Origin of the sequence: Microcoleus sp. PH2017_08_TRC_O_A, from assembly GCF_020738665.1 — a bacterium.
GTDB lineage: Bacteria > Cyanobacteriota > Cyanobacteriia > Cyanobacteriales > Microcoleaceae > Microcoleus.
On record NZ_JAEQCE010000023.1, the window covers coordinates 42,829 to 64,684 of the forward strand.

At 44.6% G+C, this 21,856-nt stretch carries 15 protein-coding genes and 2 pseudogenes; 6 read left to right on the plus strand and 11 right to left on the minus strand.

Annotated elements, in window-relative coordinates; all coding sequences use genetic code 11:
* Nucleotides 1-12: 12 nt before the first annotated feature.
* The 3 genes from JGK22_RS10240 to JGK22_RS10250 all read right to left on the minus strand — a co-directional run bounded on the left by JGK22_RS10240 (nt 13) and on the right by JGK22_RS10250 (nt 3,288).
* Nucleotides 13-1,062 carry a DUF1611 domain-containing protein gene (locus JGK22_RS10240; RefSeq protein WP_293312806.1) on the minus strand — a complete coding sequence of 350 codons (1,050 nt, stop codon included), beginning with the start codon at nt 1,060-1,062 and terminating at the stop codon, nt 13-15.
* Nucleotides 1,063-1,156: 94 nt separating this feature from the next.
* Nucleotides 1,157-1,963 carry a Uma2 family endonuclease gene (locus JGK22_RS10245; RefSeq protein ID WP_293312819.1) on the minus strand — a complete coding sequence of 269 codons (807 nt, stop codon included), beginning with the start codon at nt 1,961-1,963 and terminating at the stop codon, nt 1,157-1,159.
* Between the two features lie 245 nt (nt 1,964-2,208).
* The gene (locus JGK22_RS10250; RefSeq protein WP_293178102.1) at nt 2,209-3,288 is read right to left on the minus strand and encodes a dipeptide epimerase; all 1,080 of its coding nucleotides are present in this window, start codon (nt 3,286-3,288) and stop codon (nt 2,209-2,211) included.
* Between the two features lie 121 nt (nt 3,289-3,409).
* On the opposite strand from JGK22_RS10250, the gene JGK22_RS10255 reads away from it, so the two are divergent.
* Together JGK22_RS10255 and JGK22_RS10260 are read left to right on the plus strand one after the other, a co-directional pair.
* Entirely contained in the window at nt 3,410-4,123 is a 714-nt protein-coding gene (locus JGK22_RS10255) for a hypothetical protein (RefSeq protein ID WP_293178099.1), read from the plus strand.
* A gap of 48 nt (nt 4,124-4,171) precedes the next feature.
* Nucleotides 4,172-4,603 (plus strand): NADAR family protein, encoded by a 432-nt coding sequence (locus tag JGK22_RS10260; protein WP_293178233.1) that lies wholly within the window; start codon nt 4,172-4,174, stop codon nt 4,601-4,603.
* An 803-nt stretch (nt 4,604-5,406) separates the two neighbouring features.
* Here JGK22_RS10260 and JGK22_RS10265 read toward each other — a convergent pair.
* Complete coding sequence (locus JGK22_RS10265) at nt 5,407-6,111, minus strand: hypothetical protein (protein ID WP_293178096.1); 705 nt, start codon at nt 6,109-6,111, stop codon at nt 5,407-5,409.
* A 316-nt stretch (nt 6,112-6,427) separates the two neighbouring features.
* On the opposite strand from JGK22_RS10265, the gene JGK22_RS10270 reads away from it, so the two are divergent.
* The 3 genes from JGK22_RS10270 to JGK22_RS10280 all read left to right on the plus strand — a co-directional run bounded on the left by JGK22_RS10270 (nt 6,428) and on the right by JGK22_RS10280 (nt 12,642).
* On the plus strand, nt 6,428-7,573 hold the full coding sequence (locus tag JGK22_RS10270) for a hypothetical protein (protein WP_293225289.1): 1,146 nt from the start codon (nt 6,428-6,430) through the stop codon (nt 7,571-7,573).
* 373 nt (nt 7,574-7,946) lie between these two features.
* Nucleotides 7,947-11,102 (plus strand): tetratricopeptide repeat protein, encoded by a 3,156-nt coding sequence (locus JGK22_RS10275; RefSeq protein ID WP_293312808.1) that lies wholly within the window; start codon nt 7,947-7,949, stop codon nt 11,100-11,102.
* Nucleotides 11,103-11,301: 199 nt separating this feature from the next.
* Nucleotides 11,302-12,642, plus strand: coding sequence for a 16S rRNA (cytosine(967)-C(5))-methyltransferase (locus JGK22_RS10280; protein ID WP_293211320.1), 1,341 nt, complete (start codon nt 11,302-11,304; stop codon nt 12,640-12,642).
* 217 nt (nt 12,643-12,859) lie between these two features.
* On the opposite strand, the gene JGK22_RS10285 is transcribed toward JGK22_RS10280, so the two are convergent.
* From JGK22_RS10285 to JGK22_RS10295, 3 genes and pseudogenes are all read right to left on the minus strand, one after another.
* Complete coding sequence (locus tag JGK22_RS10285) at nt 12,860-15,589, minus strand: penicillin-binding protein 1A (protein ID WP_293211318.1); 2,730 nt, start codon at nt 15,587-15,589, stop codon at nt 12,860-12,862.
* A 156-nt stretch (nt 15,590-15,745) separates the two neighbouring features.
* The gene (gene chlG / locus JGK22_RS10290) at nt 15,746-16,756 is read right to left on the minus strand and encodes a chlorophyll synthase ChlG (protein ID WP_293146994.1); all 1,011 of its coding nucleotides are present in this window, start codon (nt 16,754-16,756) and stop codon (nt 15,746-15,748) included.
* A gap of 197 nt (nt 16,757-16,953) precedes the next feature.
* Nucleotides 16,954-17,121 (minus strand): annotated as a pseudogene (locus JGK22_RS10295) (DUF29 family protein); the annotation flags it as partial.
* A gap of 655 nt (nt 17,122-17,776) precedes the next feature.
* On the opposite strand from JGK22_RS10295, the gene ltrA reads away from it, so the two are divergent.
* Nucleotides 17,777-19,588, plus strand: coding sequence for a group II intron reverse transcriptase/maturase (ltrA, locus tag JGK22_RS10300; protein ID WP_293205831.1), 1,812 nt, complete (start codon nt 17,777-17,779; stop codon nt 19,586-19,588).
* Nucleotides 19,589-19,681: 93 nt separating this feature from the next.
* Here the strand turns inward: ltrA and JGK22_RS10305 are convergent.
* The 4 genes and pseudogenes from JGK22_RS10305 to JGK22_RS10320 all read right to left on the minus strand — a co-directional run.
* Nucleotides 19,682-19,978: pseudogene (locus JGK22_RS10305) on the minus strand (DUF29 domain-containing protein); the annotation flags it as partial.
* A gap of 217 nt (nt 19,979-20,195) precedes the next feature.
* Entirely contained in the window at nt 20,196-20,900 is a 705-nt protein-coding gene (locus JGK22_RS10310) for a helix-hairpin-helix domain-containing protein (protein ID WP_293178078.1), read from the minus strand.
* Nucleotides 20,901-21,156: 256 nt separating this feature from the next.
* Nucleotides 21,157-21,504, minus strand: coding sequence for an NINE protein (locus JGK22_RS10315; RefSeq protein WP_293178075.1), 348 nt, complete (start codon nt 21,502-21,504; stop codon nt 21,157-21,159).
* Nucleotides 21,505-21,593: 89 nt separating this feature from the next.
* A complete protein-coding gene (locus tag JGK22_RS10320; protein ID WP_293178072.1) occupies nt 21,594-21,806 on the minus strand; it encodes a hypothetical protein in 213 nt (70 codons plus the stop codon).
* Between the last annotated feature and the right edge of the window lie 50 nt (nt 21,807-21,856).

A 21,856-nucleotide genomic window follows, 5' to 3' on the forward strand; every position in this document is an offset into this window, starting at 1 on the left:
TATTGTAGCATATCAATTGGCGATCGCCCCCAGCAACACCTCCGCGCCAAACCGCACCGGATCGGTACAAGGCAATCGCGTTTCTGCTTGAATTCCTGCTATTGCTAACAGCGCTTCTGCGTCAGTTAAGTGATGAGTATTTAGAGCGATCGCACTGACTTTTGCCCCAACAAAAGCACCCGCAGCAGCGGCCACCATTTCGTACAATTCAACCACTTTCAACAAACTAGGAATCGATACGTGCGGGTGATTGCGAATGTGAGTTTGTCCGGCTCGGTGCGCTAAAATTAAGTGAGTTGGTTGCGCGCCCCGCAACAGTGGCAGAGTCGCCGTCGAACCCGGATGCAATAGCGAACCTTGCCCTTCTACGTGCAGAATATCGCATTCAGAACCCAATGTTATCACCGCTTGTTCGACAGCACCGGCGGCAAAATCAACTCGCACTGCATCCAAAGCAATGCCTTCATTTCCAATCATTAAACCCGTTTGTCCGGTTGCTAAAAATTTGGAACGCAAACCCCGCTGCAAACAAGTGCGATTGAGTTCTAAACTGGTTGACATTTTGCCAATGCTCATATCTGTGCCGACGGTTAACACGCGGCGACAGCTTAATTTAGCGGCTGCGGCAGAGGCGATCGCCCCAACAGACTTCGGTTCCTGACGCACGTCCCAAATCCATTGATTTTCGGTTAACGGAACCGTTATCAAAGGTGCAAGTTTCGCGTGCAAACCGTTGACAACCGACAAACCTGCTGCTACCGCTTGATTAATTTCTGGCAGCCATTCCGGCGGCAAAACACCGCCGGATGGAGCAATACCAATTAGCAGAATATCCGGCGCAAATTGCAGTGCTTCTGCAACGGAAGCAACGATCGGTAATTGTTGAGGAATGCCAGTTAATTCAGATAAAGATTTTCCCGGACATTGGCGGTCAATTACTGCTACAATTTGTGCTTCACTGTAGCGCAAAAATGCTAAGCCTGTTTTGCCGGAAGTGCCGAGAATTCCCTCGTGCAACAAGATAGCAACTTTGCCATTTTTGATAGGATAGTTTTTAGTCATTGGTTCACTTTTAAGCTGAAAAATTGTAGATTGTAGATTAAATCTACAATCTACAATCTATAATCTACAATTGATTGTTCGCTGTGATTTGCGATTACTGGTTTAAAGCATTCGGATCTTCTCCCAATTCTCGCAATCTGGCTTCTAGTCGCGAGGCTCGTTGGCGTTCCTGTTCCGCTTGCTGTTGAGCAACTTCTACTTGCTGTTGAGCAGCTTCGACTTGCTGTTGAGCAGCTTCGACTTGCTGTTGAGCAGCTTCTTCAGGTAACAGAATTAGATTGCCAGATTCGTCGTAAAAACGCACCCAAGTTGCTGTTTCTCGATCGACAATTCCGTCCCAAGTCCCCAACCAAAAGCCCAAACTTTGACTCCACAGCCAGCCCTGTTCGTTGGGGACTAACGGTTGATAGCGTTGATTATTATCTAAACGCCATCCCTGCAAAGAATTCGGATCGAAAGGATCGAAGACAAAATAATCTGGTGTTCTGAAAACCTGCTCGTAAATATCCTTTTTTTTGCCTATATCCTCATTAGCCGTTGATGGTGAAAGCAGTTCCACAATGATATCCGGGTAACGTCCGTTTTCATCCCAAACTACCCAGCCCTGTCGGGAAGTATTGCCGTCAACACCCAACACAGCGAAAAAATCTGGGCCTCGATAATCCCGATTGCGAACCTGTTGGGCACTGAAGTAGATAAACATATTGCCACCGACAAAAAAATCGTTCCGGTTAGCTAAACCTTGTTCTGCCGAACGGATTAAAACGGTCATTGCTATGCGGTGGCGGTTGCTTTCCATTTCTGCACCATCATCAAAGATTAAATCAGTGGGCGGCTTGTGTTCTTCAAAAAAAAGCTTGGCTTCTCTATCAATTCCCTGTCCTATTGATTCTACTGGCATCATAGTATCTCCAGATTTGTTTTGATCGAAATTCATGGTTTTAAAACGCTCGTCTTTAGGTGGAATATTTTTAGGGTTGGCTGTAAATCCCCATCCTGAAAACCTCGTGCTTCCTCTATCAACTGTCAACTGTAAGTAAGGTGCGTCGCTCATCAATGGTCGATTTTTATTTGTGATGGTTGGTGGCGACGCACGCTACAACTGTCAACTGTCAACTGTCAACTGTCAACTGTTTAACGATACTTCTATTCTACAAGGTCAATTCGCTGCACTCCCAATCCCGATCGCCCATTTGGCAGCAAACACCCATTTTCAACGACTGCGCCGCTGAAAGGATCGTCTAGTAAATTCAAGTGACTGTCCAAATCCAAGTAATCAGCGAGGGGAGAAAGTTGTGCTGCTGCGGTATTTGCGATCGCACTATCGGAATAGCAGCCGAACATCACTTGCAGATTGCAGGCTTTGGCTGTGTGAATCATCCGCATAGCTTCGCTCAATCCGCCGGATTTCATCATTTTGATATTGATGCCGTGGACGCACTGTGCTAACTTGGGTATATCAGAACTATTAAAGCAACTTTCATCAGCAAAAATTGGCAGTGGCGATTGACGGTACAGTTCCGAAAATCCAGCCAGATCCGCGACTGGTGAAAGCGGTTGTTCGACATAATTGATGTTATATTTTTCCAGCCAGCTACACATTTCTACTGCTTCTTTCAAATTCCAACCACCGTTAGCATCTACACTGATTTGAATGTTAGCCGGCGCTTCGTCTAATACTGCGATCAACATAGCTTTGTCGGCTTCAATTCCTGCGGGATTTCCCAACTTGATTTTGACAGCGCGGTATTTGATGCTGGCGGGATCTGTCGCATCTTTGCCAAACCAATCGCGCACTCTGTCTCTCGCACTCCTCGGCGAATTTATGCCGATGGTGACGGATGTGGGGACAATGCGCGATCGATCTAATCCCCACATTTTCCACAGCGGGAAGCCTGCTTTTTTGCCCAGCCAGTCGTGCATTGCCATGTCGATGCCGGCGCGGGCGGCGGAGGGTAACTCGATTTCTGTGAAGATTTGTTCGACTTTTTGGCGATCGCACGGAGTAAACTTTTCTAGTAGCGGTGCAACTTCCTGCAATGCTGCTAGCAGACTCTCGGTAGTTTGGGGCTTAGAACCTGTGGAAAAGGGCGATGCTTCTCCCCAACCTTCGATACCTTCGTGTGTTAATTTTACCCACAAATTGGTACTTTGGGCTGTTGTACCGCGGCTGATGGTAAGTGCAAACCGCTTGCGGACAGTGAAGGTTTGAATTTGAACGCGCATTTTCAGTTATTAGTATTTTTTTATACAGAACAATCAGCAGAGACGGATAGCGCGGATGTTTGCATTTTTTATTTTTTACTTTATAGTTTTATTTTGCTTGTTCTAGTTTACCAAAAAGTCGATGAAATTCATTATTTCTGTTTCGCCAAAGAGAGTTGCCTTCTCTCTTAGCATTTGGGTGCTCTTCTTTGCTGTTGCTGGTTTCACCGTACAAGTTCTGCGCTACGGTTTTAACTATCGCGAACGCTGGATTCATTTGTTTAATTTAGACAGAGAAATAAATTATCCCTCGTGGTACTCGTCATTTACTTTACTGTTTTGCGGGATTTTGCTAGGTATTATTGCTGCTGCCAAGCAGAAGCAGGGCGATCGATATTTTCGGCATTGGAAGGCACTAGGGTTCATCTTTGTATTATTCTCTTTAGATGAAATCTTGAGCCTGCATGAAATATTAATTATTAACGACTTGCGAGAGTCACTGAATTTAGGGGGATTTTTTTACTTCATTTGGGTAATTCCGGGGGCGATTTTTGTTGCAGTTACTGGGCTGACTTATCTCAAGTTTCTCTGGCACTTACCCCGAAAAACCAGGGATTTATTTCTACTCGCAGGCAGTATATATGTAGGTGGAGCGCTTGGCATGGAAATGGTTTGCGGTTATTATGCAGATGCGGTAGGTCAGCGAACTTTGATCTACGGTTTGCTGGCTTCGGTTGAGGAAATTTTGGAAATGGTGGGAACGATCGTATTTATCTACGCTTTGTTGTCTTACATTGGTTCCCATCTTGAAAATATTGATTTGCAGTTTAAGATAGTGGAGAATCAAGATAGGTAAAGCTGGCCGTAGACCCAAGTTATTATGGCGGTTGAAATCGGAGACATTATGACTATCTACTTTTACAGCACTCGCAGCGAATACGGTAGTTTCTCTAACTTTTCCCGTCACGGATTCAAGTTAGACGGAGAATACTGGCCGACTACCGAACATTATTTTCAAGCACAAAAGTTTCCCCAAACGGAACACTGCGAGCAAATTCGCCAAGCAAAAACGCCGAAAGATGCAGCAACAATGGGGCGCGAACGCTCTCGTCCCCTGCGCCAAGATTGGGAACAAGTCAAAGATGATATCATGCGAAAATGCGTATTACGCAAATTTGAAACTCATGCCGATATCCGCGAAATTTTACTCGCTACCGGGGATGAAGAAATAGTCGAAAACGCACCTGGAGATTACTATTGGGGTTGTGGGAAAGATGGCAGTGGCAAAAATATGTTGGGACAGATTTTAATGGAAGTGCGAGAAATTTTGCGATAGTGTATCTGGGTTTGACAAATATATCTGTAGGGGCGAAGCATGACCGCAGTCAATATGAGATTAGAACTAATAACTTATATACGGTCATGCTTCGCCCTCTTCCAAAACCAGATGCACCCTTTTGCGAAAAGGCACGTAGCGAGTAAAACATAACCTACAAGTTTGTAGTCAGGACTTCAGTCCTTTCTTTCTAAATTCAAGAGGGAGGACTAAAGTCCTTACTACGAACCTATGATAAAGCAGGACTTATTTAATCCTAAGTCCTGCAATGCTGCTAAGCGAGCATTTCCTCAATTTTATTAAACAAGGTAACTCAAACATCCGCCTGACCACCTGTCAAATTGTGTGCCAATCTCCTCAGGCTGTTCTAGTAGAGGGTTTAGCCTCTCCTCAGAGACTGCAAAGCAGGGGAAACGGTAAAAACCCTGCACCACTTTTTGGTTTTGACAACTACTGTCAACCAGAATTAACTTTTATCGTGGTAAGTACAGCATTTTTCGCCAGTCGCCTCCCGGACACCGTTCTCCTTAGGTTGGCGATTCACAGGTAAAACAACAAAACTCCTGTTCTGGTTAAGGTTGATTTTTTATTTATGCTGTATGTTTCTATTCTCTGCGATTTCTCTAAATTGTGACCTGTTGTACAGAATTCTTTACACTTTTTCGATCTAAAAGATGCTGTTTTTGTTTTGATTAAGAGATCGATCGCACTTTTGGAATCCTCTCTCAGACTTAGGTTCGGGGATCGCAGCTTAAGTGAGTTTTCAGCGAATTATAAGATTGCGGACTGTTAAGATTTTTGAGTTATTTGGCTGCATTCGCGCCCAACTGCCGCCGTTGCTGTTGAATTCGGTTGAATTCTTTTTGTTCTTCGCACAGCAACGTATTGTCGATCGGCGATCGCATATCCCACTGCAACTCTGAGAGTAACAGCAAACATCCCGCCATAATTATCCCTGTGGTTAGATATTGCCAAGGGGCAACGAATGTTAATAGAGGTATGCTAAATAAATGAGTTAGCCCGATGAGGATAAAAGTGCGCGATCGCAAACCGAGTCCAGTACAAAAATAGCCGATCGCGCTCAACCCCAACCACAAATCGCACAGATGCAGCAACCAAAATCCCCAACCCGCAAAAATACTGCAATCCGTCAAAATCAAACCAGAAATCATCAAAATCGCCCAAGAGTAAAGAATCCAGCTAACCCGCTCAACCTTTACCCAAAACAAAGTCAAAACCGCCATAATCGCAGTGCCAATTAGAGTCACTGTTGACCACAAAATCGCCTGAAAGCTCCAACTAAGCGGGACAAACTGAGCCGTAAAAAAAATCCCCGCCGTCACCAAAGCCCAAAGCAGAAAAGTTTGGTCAATGCGGGTATAAAATCCTGAGAAAAGAGTAATATTTCCGACTTGCCAGCGGAGGCGCAACAGGCCTGCGAGGTCTTGTACGTCGAGATGTTCTTGTTTGGAGCGGATTAGGGGTTCGGAGGCGTTGAAGAAGGTCATTCCGTATAGTTTAAAATATCAAGTTTTGCGTATTGTAACAAAACTTCAAGAAGATTTTGCCGATTTTTATATACTTTTTTCTCATTCTCCGGCTCTGCCTGGGGAGGTAGATCCGGAGGCTCTGCCTCCCGCGAATCAGAGACAAGGGAGGCAGAGTCTCTGGATATTGGTTCCCAGACAGAGCCTGGGAAGCAGGGACGGGCAAGATGCCCATCCCACAGGAGTTCGATCGATTTTGTTGGTCGATTCCCGATATACGTCAAAATAGACGTACAATATAAAAAGTAAATTGCATAAATATAATTAAGGAAAGAATATGAAAGCGAATCCAGGGGGCGAAATTGCTTCAGCCGAAGTCATGGGTAGAGACAAGCTAATTTCTGATTTGTGGGGGATTTTAGAGCAGCAAAGTGTTATGTTGAGTGCCGAACGAAGGATGGGGAAAACTTCGGTAATTAAGAAGATGCGATCGGAAGCTACCGCAAATAAGTTGCCGATTTATCGCGATTTGGAAGATGTAAAATCGCCCATAGAGTTTGTCAACACAGTCTTTCTGGATGTCAAAGCACATTTAACACCTTTGAATCGCACCACTAAGAAGACTCACGAATTTTTAAGCAAATTGGGAGGAGCAGAATTTAGCGGTTTCAAATTACCCGATATTGCCGCGCCTCACTGGAAAGCATTGCTGATTGAAACGATCGCAGATTTGGTAGAAAATCAAGACAGCACACTCATCTTCTTTTGGGATGAACTCCCATATATGCTGCGTAACATCGGTGATGAAGCGGCGATGGAATTGCTCGATACTTTGCGATCGCTCCGCCAGATGTATCCTCGTGTTAGAATGGTTTATACAGGTTCGATCGGCTTACATCACGTAATTGCCGATCTGAGAAAAGTGGGATATACAAACGACCCGACTAATGATATGTATCCCCAAGATGTGCCGCCGCTATCGACTAAAGATGCAACTATTTTAGCACGAAAATTGCTGGAAGGCGAGAATATTTTGACACCGGATATCCAAGGAACTGCTGTTGCGATCGCCGATGAATTAAGTAACATTCCTTTCTACATCCACCACTTAATTGTTAAACTCAAATTGCGCGGTGGTTCAGGGGATATACCAGCGATTAAAGCAATCATTGCTGATTCTTTGGATGACCCGATGAATCCTTGGAAGATGGAACATTACGCAGAGCGCATCGATAGTTATTACGATGATAAACAGCGTCCTTATGCCAGGAATTTACTAGATATTTTGGCAGTCGCAAACGAGCCTTTGTTATTTGATGAATTGTTTAATCGTCTCAAGCAAGAGTCGGACACTCAAGACAAGGAAATTGCCAGGAAAGTGTTAACTCTTTTGCAGAAAGATTATTATATCCAAAAGAGTGATTTGGGATTTCAATTTCGTTATCCGCTGATTCAAAAATACTGGAAATCATCGAGATGTTGAGCATGGAGGGCGGGCACGGGGGCACCGCCCCTACAAATTAAAATATTCTCGTAGGGTGTGTCGCCTTGAAAAATCTATAAATTCAATCAACAATCTCAGGGCGACGCACCTTACGGCTACTTTCTCTATGTCATTGCGAGCGAAGCGTTAGCGTAAGTGATCCGAAGGAAAGCAATCGCAGAGACTAGGCGATTGCTTCGCTTCACTCGCAATGACAATAATAGTGGCAATGACCCATAACTCGCAATGACAATAATAGTGGCAATGACCAATAATACTCGCAATGACAATACTCTGACAATGACTAATAATACTTACAATGACAATACTCTGATAATGACCAATAATACTAAATAACCAACCGAATCAATCTATGAAAAATACATTTATCTCTCGATTTACTCCGAGCTTAATGGCACCAGAAACCCTCGAAGATATCTTAGTACAACGTCACACACTAGCAAATTATTTAGTCGATAAAATCCGGGATAGCGCCACAACAGATAACAAGTATTTTCAACTACTAATCGGGCCGCGCGGCATTGGCAAAACACACTTGGTTTCCCTGATTTATCATCGCGTTGCCAAGATGGAAGATTTGCAGGATAAATTGCTGATTGCGTGGTTGCGCGAAGAGGAATGGGGGATTGCATCTTTTTTGGATTTATTGCGGGGAATATTCCGGGCAATTGCTCAAGAATATCCCGCAGCATATAAAGCTCAGTTACATGATGAGGTTGAAAAGCTTTATGATTTGTCGCTGGAACAAGCTGAATATCAGGCGGCAGAATTGCTGAGAGAGTTTGTTGGGAATCGGGTGCTATTGTTGATTGTTGAAAATTTAGAGGACGTATTTAGCGGGTTGGGAGATTTTGGGCAGAAGCAGTTGAGGGCGTACATTCAAAATCATTCGTTTTTGACTATTTTGGCGACATCACAAAGTTTGTTTGATGGAGTCAAACTCTATGATAATCCTTTTTATGGTTTCTTCTATTCACATATATTAAATGAGTTTAAGGTTGATGATGCTGTAGATTTGTTGAATCACATTGCTAAGTTAGAAGGGAATACCGATTTAGCATCTTTTATTCAAACTCCAACCGGGCGCGATCGCATAAAAGTTGTGCATTACCTTTCTGGTGGCAGTCCTCGCGTGTATATTGTTTTTTCGGCTTTTCTGATGACTCCTGAATCGCTGGATAAATTGGTGGAACCGTTCATGGAAATGCTGGATAGCCTCACGCCATACTATCAGGATCGGATGAAGTATATTTCAAATCAGCAACGAAAGATAGTTGACTTTTTGTGCGATCGAGGTGGTGCTGCACCAGTGAAAGAAATTGCTAAATACTGTTTTATTACTCACCAAACAGTGTCTAATCAACTTAAAGATTTGTCGGAAAAAGGTTATGTCAAAAAAGAAGAGATTGGACGGGAATCGTGGTATGAATTGCGGGAACCTTTGATGCGTTTTTGTCTGGAGGTGAAGAAGCAGCGCAATCAACCGATTCGATTAATTGTGGATTTTATTCGGGTTTGGTATACGCGGGAAGAGTTGCAGCAGCGATTGGGATTGAGGATGGCGGATGTTGATTTTGCGGAGAAAGAAGGTCATTTTATGTATCGGCGAAATTTGGAACCGATTCCACTTGATGCTGTGATGGATCGAGAATATCATATGCGAGCGCTGGAGGCAAAAGATGAGGAAGATCCGCGTCTGAAGGCTTATTATGATGAAATTGAATATTGTCGGGAACAGAAAGATGATGTTTCGGCTTTAGCCTATGCGGAGAAGTTGGTAGCAAGTCGCGGTGAGGCAAAGGATTGGTCGGAAAATGGACATTGTTTGAATAGGCTTAAACGCCACGATGAAGCTTTGGAGTGTTTAGAAAAAGCTATTGAAATTGATTCCAATTATACGAGGGCTTGGGCTAATAAAGGTGATGTACTCAAAAATCTTAAACGCTATGAAGAAGCCTTAGTATCTTTCGATCGGCTGATCGCACTTGATCCCAATAATAAGTCGGCTTGGGCTTGGGCTATGCGAGGTAATGTACTCAACAACCTTAAACGCTATGATGAAGCTTTAGTATCTTTTGATCGCGCGATCGCACTTGATGTCAATTATCAGTGGGCTTGGGCTAATCGAGGCTGGGCACTCTACAACCTCAAACGCGATGATGAAGCTTTAGCATCTTACCATCGGGCGATCGAACTTGATGCCAATTATCACTGGGCTTGGTCTAATCGAGGCAATGTACTCAACAACCTCAAACGCTATGATGAAGCCTTAGTATCTTTCGATCGCGCGATCGCACTTGATGCCAATTATCAGTGGGCTTGGGCTAATCGAGGCTGGGCACTCTACAACCTCAAACGCGATGATGAAGCTTTAGCATCTTACGATCGCGCGATCGCAATTGATGCCAATTATCAGTGGGCTTGGCGTATGCGAGGCATTGTACTCAATAATCTCAAACGCTATGATGAAGCCTTAGTATCTTTAGATCGCGCGATCAAAATTGACCCCAATTATCAGTGGGCTTGGGCTAATCGAGGCAATGTACTCAACAACCTCAAACGCTATGAAGAAGCTTTAGAATCTTACGATCGGGCGCTCGAACTTGATGCCAATTATCAGTGGGATTGGGCTAATCGAGGTAATGTACTCAACAACCTCGAACGTTATGATAAAGCTTTAGAATCTTACGATCGGGCGCTCGAACTTGATGCCAATTATCAGTGGGCTTGGGCTAATCGAGGCATTGTACTCAACAACCTCAAACGCTATGAAGAAGCCTTAATATCTTACGATCGCGCGCTCGAACTTGACGACAATGATAAGTGGGATTGGGCTAATCGAGGCAGTGTACTCAAAAACCTCAAACGCTATGAAGAAGCTTTAGTATCTTACGATCGCGCGATCGAACTTGATGCTAATTATCAGTGGGCTTGGTCTAGCCGAGGCTGGGTACTAGATAATCTCGGCCGCTATGAAGAAGCTTTAATATCTTGCGATAAATCCATCGCACTTGGTAATAAATATTCAAATGTCTTCTTCAATCGTGCCATTGCCATTCTCGGATTAAATCGTTGGGATGAAGGCATCGTTGCCTTAGACGACGCATTCCAACGCCTCGAACATCAAAAAGAAGCTGCTTCACAAGATGCCGAGTTAATTATCAGAAACCTATTCGCAAACACGCACGATCCAACGATATCTAAAACTCACATCACTAGCCTAATTGCAGTTTACAAAAAATACAAATTTCTCTCAATCTTAGGACAGGGAATTGTGCGAAATATCCCCGCGCTAATGTCAGAAATGGCCAGCGACAAAGCCGCCCGCACTTGGTTAGAATGGTGGCAAGAACCAACCAGCAACTACGAACAATTCCAAATTACCATGCGCCTGCTGAATGCGGCTGTCCGCTATAAGGAAACAAAGGGCGACAGACGAGTTTTGTTAGAACTTCCCATTGAAGAACGCAATTTATTAGAACCATTGGTGTTGGGAAAGGTAGAATAAGAGTACATAGGATTTAGGGACTTCGACAAAGAAACCGGGTTTTTATCAAATCTTCGAGTACGAACCAAGTATTATCGTAAAAACCCGGTTTCTCGGCCCCATGCACTCCGACAAAGAAACCGGGTTTTTATCGAATTTGCGGGCTGTAACGAAGTATTATCGTAAAAAACCCGATTTCTCGGCCGCCATATCTTAGACTATGCAAAATCCCCGTCAAATAGCCTTTCTCGCACTCCGCGAAGTCCACCGTCGCGGTGCATTCGCAGACGCCGCCCTCGATCGCACTTTTCGCAATTCCCAACTCAACGACCTCGATCGCCGTTTAGTCACAGAATTAGTCTATGGTAGTGTCAGGAGAATGCGCGCGATCGACTTCATCATCGACAAACTAGCCACCAAAAAAGCCTCCCAACAACCGCCCGATCTACGTACAATCCTACATTTAGGCTTATATCAACTCCAATATCTCAACCACATTCCCCCCTCCGCCGCCGTCAACACCACCGTTCAACTAGCAAAAGAAAACAAATTATCAGGACTCAGCAGTTTTGTCAACGGCTTGCTGCGGCAATATATCCGTTTAACAGAAACCGACTTAAACCCATTAACAGTTACTAACTATAAATCATCAGTCCAACGCCTCGGAATTCTCCACAGCTTCCCCGACTGGCTAGTAGAATTGTGGAACGAACAAATAGGCGAAACCGAAACAGAACAACTCTGCGAATGGTTCAACCAATCTCCCACAATTGACCTGAGAATCAATCCCTTAAAAAGCTCGATCGCCCAAATCGAGAGTGCCTTCCAAGCCCAGAACATCTCAACCAGCAGAATCCCCCATTTACCCCAAGCATTAAGACTAAATGGCAGCACCGGCGCAATTCAAAATCTCCCCGGATATAGCGAAGGTTGGTGGACAATTCAAGATAGTAGCGCTCAATTAGTCACCCATTTACTCGATCCGCAACCGGGGGAAACCATCATCGATGCCTGCGCTGCACCGGGAGGGAAAACCACCCACAGCGCTGAATTAATGCAGGATACAGGTACTATTTACGCCTGCGACAAAACCGCTAGCCGACTCAAAAAACTTGCTGAAAATGCCGATCGACTCCAGATGAAATCTATTAAAATTCATACCGGAGACAGCCGCCACTTCCCAGAATTTATCAACCTAGCAGACAGAGTATTATTAGACGCACCTTGTTCCGGCCTCGGAACCCTCCACCGCCGCGCCGACGCCCGCTGGCGACACACTCCCGAAAATATTCAACAACAATCGCAACTGCAATCGGAATTACTAGCAAATGCAGCGACATTTGTCAAGTCCGGCGGCGTCTTAGTTTACGCAACTTGCACGATTCATCCTTTGGAAAATGAACAGGTTGTGCGATCGTTCTTAGATAGCAATCCTGACTGGCAAATCGAACCGCCAACCATTGATTTACCAGTCCAGCCATCACCAGAAGGATGGGTCAAAGTTTGGCCGCACAAGCATCAAATGGATGGCTTTTTTATGGTGCGGCTGAAACGAGATTAAATTGCGATCGGATTGAAGTCCGCAAATACATCTGCGTTAATCCGTGTTAATCTGCCATAATCTGCGGTTAAAAATTCCCAATTCCAATTCTTGCAATCAATCCAATGTACATTTAAATTGTTGGTTGGGTGGGGGCAGGTTTATTTCAATTGTTGGTACTCATTAAGGATTATTGGTGAACCTGCCCCTACACATCGCAATTGCTTGTAATTATTGCTTAATATCTCGGTTCTTGATAACGCTCTGGTTCTTGATAAGCTGGTTCTTGATAAGCCGGCTCTTTGTAAGCTGGTTCTTGGTAAGCTGGTTCTTGATAAGCTGGTTCGCGATGCTTCGGTTCGGGATTGGGATTGTAAGGGACGATCGCACCATCGTCATTCATAATCATCCCTCGAATAATCTCCTTCGGTTCGACGGGTTTCGCCTTAATACTGCCTTTGCGGCCCTCCAACTTAGGCAACTTGGGAAACTCCTGCACCGGCATTCCCTTCACAGCTTTACTCATAAAATCGCGCCAATTGTAAGCAGCAGTACCGCTAGTTCCCCCCGTCGGATAATTGTCATCATTCCCTAACCAAACCCCAGTTACTACCTGCGGAATGTAACCGATAAACCACAAATCCCGCACCTTTTCCGAAGTGCCAGTTTTACCAGCCACAGCCCGATCGCCCAAAGAAGCAGGCCCGCCCGTACCACCAGTCACCACACCCTCCAACATCCAAGTAGTAATTGCCGCACTATCCTTATCCAAAACCCGCTTCGGTTTAAAATCAGCCTTATAAATCACATCTCCCCGCTGATCGATCACCTTAGTAATTCCGTGGGCTTCAATAAAATTACCTTCCGACGCTAAAGTACCGTAAGCATTAGTTAATTCCAGCAAATTAACCTCAGACGAGCCCAAAGCTAGGGAATAAATCGGACTTAATTTAGACTTAATTCCCATATCGTGGGCTAATTTAATCGCCGGTTCAAACCCGACATCCATCAACACTCTGACAGCTACGACATTTACCGAACTCGTCAAAGCATCAGAGATCGATCGCCAACCGCTAAACTTTTTCCCGTAATTATTCGGTTGATAGCCGTCGATAATAATTGGCGCATCTTCATAGCTGTCGTAAGGCGAAAAACCCGCCCCCATAGCCGCCGCATAAACCAACCCCTTAAAAGTCGATCCGGGCTGCCGCAAAGCCTGCGTAGCCCGATTAAACTGACTGTCTTTAAAACTTCCGCCACCTACCAGGGCCTTAACTTCCCCAGTTTTAGCTTCTATTGAAACCAAAGCCGCCTGTTCAAAACCCTGACGGCGGCCATCAACATCGATCGCATCTTTAATAACTTGTTCCGCTATTTTCTGCCACTTCAAATCCACCGTCGTCTCGACAGTCAAACCACCAGATTCCAAAGCATCCTTAGAAACATAGCGCGGCAATTCCTTGCGAATGTAACTAGCAAAATAAGGCGCGACTACTTTAAATCGTTTCGGCTGACTTTGTTTCACTTTTATCGGTTCCGCCTGGGCTTCCTTCGCCTGGGCCTCTGTAATTACCTTCGCTTCCTGCATTTGTTGCAGCACAATATTGCGACGTTGCTTAGCAATATTCGGATTAACTAAAGGCGAATATTCGCTCGGGGCAGGCGGCAAACCCGCCAAAGTTGCCATCTCTGCCAAAGTTAATTTATCGACGGGTTTGCTAAAGAAAACCCAAGCCGCATCCGCCACTCCGTAAGCATCTGAACCCAAATAAACCAGATTTAAATATCTTTCTAAGACTTGTTCTTTAGTCAACTCCCGCTCTATTTTTTGAGCTAAAAGAGCTTCCCGAACCTTCCGCTTAAGGCTTCTTTCCTGATTGAGAAAAACCACGCGGGCCAATTGTTGGGTAATTGTACTGCCGCCCTGCACCAAATCTCTGGCTATCACATTAGAAGCGATCGATCGCACAATACCTTGATAATCCACCCCGCGATGTTCGTAAAAACGGCGGTCTTCTATCGCAATAAAAGCTTTAGTCAACAGTTCGGGAATTTCCTTAAGTTTCAGCTTATCTCTAGTTGCCGGCCCCGACTGCAACAAAATCGTATTGTCAGCCGCCTTAATTGTCAGCGTCCCGTCGCGGTTAAAAGCCGACAAATCGTTAACATCCGGCAAACCTTTGTCTAAGGTGTATAAAATCCACAAACCGTAGATTAAAGCGCCACTTCCTATACTGAGAACACCTAAACCTATCCAAAATTTAGGGCGCCTGGAGAGCCGTTTTTTAGTATTTTTCTGCGGTGCGCTATCTTCCGGCGGTACAATACTTTCCTGTAGTTCGGTATTTATTTGCAGTTCGGTATTTAGCGGTGCGCTATTTTCCTGTACTTCGGTATTTATTTGCAGTTTGGTGTTCGGCGGTGCAATACTTTCCTGTAGTTCGGTATTTATTTGCAGTTCGGTATTCGGCGGTGCGCTATTTTCCTGTAGTTCGGTATTTATTTGCAGTTCGGTATTTGGCGGTGCGCTATTTTCCGGCAACTCGCTACTATGAGATTGTTCTGGTAATTTATTTCCCAGCAAACTCAAGCCCGGCCCCAACAATCTCTTGCCTTTTTCTTGCAAGCTGCTAACTTGAGGTTCAATTTCCAACCAAACGATTAAGCGCCTCAATCCTTCCCAATCGCGCTTGACTATGGGAAATTCATCCTGTTCTGAGTAGGAATATTCTGATGCTAATTCTGACTCTTCTGGAGGTTCAGCATCTTCTGATATCACATACTCCGATCGCTCACCAGTTATCCGCCCCGACAATTCAGGCGGGGATTGCGATGAGTTTAGCCCGGTGCTATTGGCAGCATTTGGCGATTCTAGATCGGAATTATCGCCTACTCCCTTAGTGACTTTACTCAATTTATCCTTGATATTTGAGAAAAATTCTGACACGTTCAGACCTTCAAACCTCATCAATTTAAATTAAAAATTAAAAATTAAAAAGGCTAACCCCCTTCAATTTTTAATTTTTAATTTGACATTTTTTCTTCAAGAAAACTGTGCATAATCTTGAGTTGTTTATTTTTGGTTAAAAATATTTAACTCAAAATTGCCAACTCAAAATTTTTCTCAACCAGCATGGCCCAGTGCCAAACCCGCTACCAGCATACCCAGTACCAGGAAAGGCTGAGCACTTGCCTGATATTTAACATCATTTTCCAGGGGATTACGCAAAAAGTACATATCCTGAAAAGTGATTTGGGGAACGATCAACAGCAGGAGAATGACAGCGTAAAGGTTTTGGTGAATGCCGATCAGGTAGCCTGCAATGCCTGCTTGAAATATGTCGATCATCAACACGCAAATCCAGGCTGCGGTGCCGATGCCAAACATCACTGGCAAAGATTTTAACCCTAATTGGCGATCGCCCTCGACACTTTTGAAATCATTTACGATCGCAATTCCCAGTCCTGCCAAACTGTAAAACAGCGTCAAAACCATAATGGTGGGATCTAGTGTACCAAACAAAGCTTGACCTGCCCACCAAGGCAGAGCAATGTAGCTAGCACCTAGGGCATAATTTCCCAACCAGCCATTCTGCTTGAGTTTCAGCGGTGGTGCAGAGTAGATGTAAGCCAAAAATGCACCGCCGAGAGTCAAAACAGTCATGATGGGGAATTCATGACCCGCCCACAAGTCTAGAGCATAGGCTACCGCAATGCCTGCGGCTAATAATACCAAAATTTGGGTAACTACTTGGGGAATCGAGATGATACCGGAGGGAATCGGGCGGTAGGGTTCGTTAATGGCGTCGATGTCGCGATCGTAAAAATCGTTCAAAGTTTGAGTGTAGCCAGCCAGCAAAGGCCCTGACATCAACATACAAGCGGAGGCGATCGCAAAATTCTCTAAATTCCAAACATAGTTTCCCGAAGAAGCCGCCCCGCACACCACGCCCCACATCAGGGGAATCCAGGTAATCGGTTTCATCAGTTGCAAGCGAATCTTCCAGATGGAAGTTTCCCCGCTAGCAGCCCCTTTCATACCCAACATTTGCCGAGTTTTGGCACTGCGGCTGTCTGCTTGAGGACTGTCTGCTGCGGTTTCTGGGGGAGTTTGGGATGGAGGAGAGTCAGACATAAGTGTGATTTTAGGGGTAATCTGCTGTTGTGTCGTTTTGCATTTTAATAATTCTGTAGAATAGCACCAATATTCCAAGCATTGTCTAGTCCACAATTTTTTAGATCCCTGACTTGGGAGAAGTTGTCGGAAATCTGGGTATTATATTTTTTGATATGGGATTAATTACGATCTGGCGATCGGATTTTCAGACGATGCTACTTTGAGATTATTTCATCGGGCAAAAAGTTGGAATCTAGAACCTCAGTAGAAGTATAAACGGACAATTGCGGAAACGTCTCTATCGACAACCCAGTTTCAGCACTTGCTTGTTCTACTGCATCCGCATAACATTCAGCTAACACCTCTTCCAGATATGGTCTTAGACTGGGGGTGCGATTCGTTGGGTAGAAACTAACCCTGAAATGGGTAGAGGATTACCCGCAAGCTACACAAGAATCTTCTCCCAAAAGAAGAGGCTTCGGCAAGACAATTTGATAGTCATGTGGGTGAGGTAAGTATCCTAGAAAACTAAGTCCCACCCTCCAGGTGCAGGAGTGAAAGCACACAGAGCGCAGTCAAGAATTGCGTCCCCCAGGGTAGCGACTAGCCATCAATCCCTGAAGCGGGGGTGAAAGGTGTCAATACTGGAAGCCTAACCTGGTAAACACCGAGCAAGAGTTCATGAGTAGGAATACAAAGGTACATTTGAACCATCGTCATGAATAACCAGCGAAATCAGGCTGTTTACGTTGGGAGTCCCAAAATGGGCAAGGATAATGGGGAGTTGGCAAGTTCCTGGTTGACCAACAAGCACTTCCTCTAAACCCGGTGGATAGTACCGCTCTAAAAACTCAAACAATGACTATCAGAAACGAAGTAACCTCTCGTCCGTTCTCAGTCTTCAATGATTGAGTAGGTGCTAACTAATACGAAGAGTAGGCAAGATTGATTCAAAAGCAAAACGCCTGACTGTAATGGTGAGGATAGGCAGACAGAATCACGGTGATTTGGAAAATAAAGTTTCCAGTAGCAGTAAATATGTCTAATACGAGTTTAAAGACTACGGTGGAATGGCGTTCTATTAACTGGCGAAAGCTAGAACGTAGAGTGTATAAGCTGCAACAGAGAATTTATCAAGCCTCTCAACGTGGCGATGTAAAAACATATCGCAGACTCCAAAAAACGCTGATGAATTCTTGGTCAGCAAGAGCGTTAGCGGTTCGTAGAGTTACCCAGGATAATTGCGGCAAAAAGACAGCAGGTGTAGACGGCGTTAAATCGCTGACTCCTAATCTCCGTCTTGCCTTGATAAATCAAATAAAACTGGGTTCTAAGGTCAGCCCGACTAGGCGTGTATGGATTCCCAAGCCTGGACGTGACGAGAAGCGACCTTTAGGAATACCTACAATGGATGACCGCGCCTTGCAAACGCTTGTCAAACTGGCATTAGAACCAGAATGGGAAGCGCGATTTGAACCAAACTCATACGGGTTCAGAGCCGGAAGGTCATGTCATGATGCAATCGAAGCAATCTTTAACTCCATCAGGTATAAACAAAAGTTTGTACTTGATGCTGACATATCGAAGTGTTTCGACTGTATCGACCATGAAACACTGCTTTTAAAACTGAATACATCTCCCACCATTCGCCGTCAAATTCGTGCATGGTTAAAAGCGGGGGTGATGGATGGTAAGCAGTTGTTTCCTACATCTGAGGGAACGCCACAAGGCGGATGTCTTTCGCCGCTTTTGGCAAATATAGCCCTCCACGGGATGGAAAACCGGATAAAAAGCGCCTTTCCTAGTGGCACAATTGTCAAGAAAGGTCAATACGCTGGCTATCAGCCAGGAGCTACTTTAATCAGGTACGCCGATGACTTCGTGATTCTCCATGAAGACATAACCGTTGTTCAAAGATGCCGGGAAATAATCTCGGAATGGTTAATGGGCATAGGCTTGGAATTAAAACCCAGTAAAACTCGGCTGACGCACACTCTTTCAACTTTTGTTGAGGAAAAGCCAGGATTCAACTTCCTTGGATTTAATATACGTCAGTTCCCCAAAGGGAAACACCATACAGGTAAAAATACGAAAGGGGAATTACTCGGTTTTAAGACCATCATTACCCCAAGTCAAGAAAAAGTGAAGGCACATTATGACCGTCTGTCAGATGTAATTGACTCCCATAAGTCAGCACCGCAAGCGGCGCTAATTAAGCGACTAAACCCTATCATTAGGGGTTGGGCTAACTTCTATTCGACTGTCATAAGTAAGGAAATCTACGCTCAGTTAGATGACCTAGTGTATCAAAAGCTTGTCTCTTGGGCACAATTCCGCCACCCAAAGAAATCAAAGGGATGGGTGTCAAAGAAATATTGGCACTCCATAGGCGATGATAACTGGGTATTTGCAACCACTGAAGTTGGGAAAAACCCACTTCGGTTACTTGACCATGCCCGCATTAAAATAGTGCGTCATGTAAAAGTCAAAGGCAAACTGTCCCCATTTGACGGGAATCTGGTTTATTGGAGTACAAGAATGGGCAACAACCCAGAAATGCCTACAAGAGTCTCATCACTCTTGAAATGGCAAAAGGGAAAATGCGCCCACTGTGGATTGTTTTTCCGTGAAAACGATGTGATGGAAATTGACCATATTATCCCCAAATCGCAAGGTGGAAAGGATGATTATAAAAATTGGCAACTTCTACACAGACATTGCCACGACACAAAGACTACCAGTGATGGCAGTCCTGGCAGAAAATCTGGCTGTAACAGTGCCGAGCCTAAACCACCCTCCGAACTGAATTGGTTTTGGGATGAGGATATGTTGGTAATGAGGAATGCGTGACAAGCACCAAGTCACTGAGGAGCCGTGTGAAGAGAAATTTTCACGCACGGTTTTGGAGAGCGGCGGCTCTCGTGAGAGGGTCGCCGACTTTAATGAATCTTTCACAGCTTTGCGAATACGTCTACGGTGTTCAGCAATGCTAGCTTTCCAACTACCGCTTCTGCGATCGGGTTGAAATTGCCACTTCAGCAAGTGCAGGATAATTACCACAAGATTACTTTCCAAACTCCTGCGTTCACTTCGGCCCATGTCTTCTATTTCTTCAATCAAGTTTTCCCAATCGATATTTGAGTAGTCGCGAGACCGCAACTTTTCCACAGTGGTTTCAATCCATCTGAGGTAATCGGTATCATACAATTTATGTCGGTCAACTTCTAATTTTGTTGTCATAAGCTGTTCCTAATTCAACAATTTGGACACTTTCATTGCTGACGCATGGGGAGCAAGAAACCCGGTTTCTACGAGTTTTGGGTCGAGTCACAAGAAATCTAGTCAGAAACCGGGTTTCTGAGGTCTGCGTGCATCAAACTCTTGTGGGGTGGGCTTCTCGCCCGCCCTCAAAATAAAAATTAAATCCACAACAGCTTAACAACTACCAATTAACAAATCAACAAATATGGCGGTAGGAATCAAAAGGCAGTCCCGTCCGCCGCTTGACATCAACAACTGATTTGTACGCGCCTTTGCTTTGCCTTTCTCTAACTATTTTTTCAGCCACAACCCCATCTAAACCGCTTTCGATCAACTCTGACGGCGAAAGAATGTTTAACCGCTTCCAAGTAAACTGCGATTCTTTTTGATAATTGTAGCTAAAGCAAATCATCGGGGCGATGCGTCTGACGTGACTTTCGGGTACTCCGGCGATTTCCGATAACTCTTCGGCGTGGGTAAAAAGGTAGCCTTCGTTTTGCAAAGATTCAATATCGTTAGCGTAGACGATCGGCAAACCCAAGATTCTGACCATATCATCTTTGGTACACTCGTTAATATCTATTTTGCCGCGCACGTTGGCTAGTTCTTCGGCATTTGTCGCAGTTGCAGGAACCAGCAAGCCTCTGGGTGCGGTTTTGATCAGATAGCGCTTTTTCAAAGCAAAGGCTGTGACAATTTGAGCTATCCAAACGAGGGTGCCGAAATTAGCTGAAGAAGATAGCGCTAGTGCTGCTAAAGTAAAGCAAACACCCCATCCCATCCAACTGCGAATATTTGTTTTTTGCCCTGCATAGACGATCGCCAATCCGCCAAAATACGGAATAAAAGAATACCACACCCAGTTTGGAGTTTGACGCAGCCAGTATAAATCTTGAGACACTTTAGTTCTATCCTCGCTCGACTTTAGATTTCAATACGGTTCACTTAAAAATGTTTCTTCCCCGGAGATCCCCCTAAATCCCCCTTAAGAAGGGGGACGAAAGAGAATATCTTGTCCCCCCCTTTGCAAGGGGGGTTAGGGGGGATCTCCGGGCTTAACTGAAGCGTATTGGTTTATATTTGACTCTTGTGTAAATCCCAGCCTTTTGATAGTGGCTTCCCTTCTTCCTTCTTCCTTCTTCCTTCTTCCTTCTTAACTACAATTCCCGCAGCAGTTTTTGGCGTTTTTCTTCATATTCTTCGGCGGTAATTGCGCCCATATCGTAAAGTCCTTTCAATTCTGCGATCGCCCCTGTGACATCTTTTGCCCCTCTGAGGGCATACCCAGACGGCAACATTCCGCCATTGTACTGTGCATTAAAAGCTGGTTCCGACATCAGCAGCAGCCCAATGAAATCGAAAAATGCGATCAGTGAGGGAATTAATGTCCACGAAAAGAGCAAATAGAATACTCCTGCTACATTGTTGCCCAAATAAAATTTGTGGCCTCCGAAACCTCCGATAAAGAAAGCTAACACAACTGCTACGGTTTTATCTTTTACCATTTTTCCCTTTCCCCAGTTTTTTATTTTAACGAACGCGATAGACAACGAATGCGATCGAGGCAAGCAATATTACTAATTCTAATTTTTACTCATTTATTTGGGTTTTTGCGAAACTTGGACATCGCAAAATACAGCAGAACTATACCGGCTTGAGCCTGTAGAATGACTGAGTAGCCTCTCAAGAAATAATTGAGTTCGCTACCGGAATTGACAGAAAATATTAAAATGCCTAGGGCTGCGTAGGGTGCGAAACGCATCCAACTTGGCGTTCTCTCTAACTTGTGGCTGTTGAAATTGCTCATTGGTTTGAAACCTCATCCTTACTTAAATTTAACATAAAAATTAGCAGAAT

What these genes read in the sequence shown, in the direction of transcription:
- JGK22_RS10265 (WP_293178096.1), bottom strand. Translation starts at nt 6,111, where the DNA reads ATGACCTTCTTCAACGCCTCCGAACCCCTAATCCGCTCCAAACAAGAA.
- chlG (WP_293146994.1), bottom strand. Translation starts at nt 16,756, where the DNA reads ATGTCTGACTCTCCTCCATCCCAAACTCCCCCAGAAACCGCAGCAGAC.
- JGK22_RS10250 (WP_293178102.1), bottom strand. Translation starts at nt 3,288, where the DNA reads ATGCGCGTTCAAATTCAAACCTTCACTGTCCGCAAGCGGTTTGCACTT.
- JGK22_RS10280 (WP_293211320.1), top strand. Translation starts at nt 11,302, where the DNA reads ATGCAAAATCCCCGTCAAATAGCCTTTCTCGCACTCCGCGAAGTCCAC.
- JGK22_RS10260 (WP_293178233.1), top strand. Translation starts at nt 4,172, where the DNA reads ATGACTATCTACTTTTACAGCACTCGCAGCGAATACGGTAGTTTCTCT.
- JGK22_RS10270 (WP_293225289.1), top strand. Translation starts at nt 6,428, where the DNA reads ATGAAAGCGAATCCAGGGGGCGAAATTGCTTCAGCCGAAGTCATGGGT.
- JGK22_RS10240 (WP_293312806.1), bottom strand. Translation starts at nt 1,062, where the DNA reads ATGACTAAAAACTATCCTATCAAAAATGGCAAAGTTGCTATCTTGTTG.
- JGK22_RS10315 (WP_293178075.1), bottom strand. Translation starts at nt 21,504, where the DNA reads ATGGTAAAAGATAAAACCGTAGCAGTTGTGTTAGCTTTCTTTATCGGA.
- JGK22_RS10245 (WP_293312819.1), bottom strand. Translation starts at nt 1,963, where the DNA reads ATGCCAGTAGAATCAATAGGACAGGGAATTGATAGAGAAGCCAAGCTT.
- JGK22_RS10275 (WP_293312808.1), top strand. Translation starts at nt 7,947, where the DNA reads ATGAAAAATACATTTATCTCTCGATTTACTCCGAGCTTAATGGCACCA.
- JGK22_RS10320 (WP_293178072.1), bottom strand. Translation starts at nt 21,806, where the DNA reads ATGAGCAATTTCAACAGCCACAAGTTAGAGAGAACGCCAAGTTGGATG.
- ltrA (WP_293205831.1), top strand. Translation starts at nt 17,777, where the DNA reads ATGTCTAATACGAGTTTAAAGACTACGGTGGAATGGCGTTCTATTAAC.
- JGK22_RS10285 (WP_293211318.1), bottom strand. Translation starts at nt 15,589, where the DNA reads ATGAGGTTTGAAGGTCTGAACGTGTCAGAATTTTTCTCAAATATCAAG.
- JGK22_RS10255 (WP_293178099.1), top strand. Translation starts at nt 3,410, where the DNA reads ATGAAATTCATTATTTCTGTTTCGCCAAAGAGAGTTGCCTTCTCTCTT.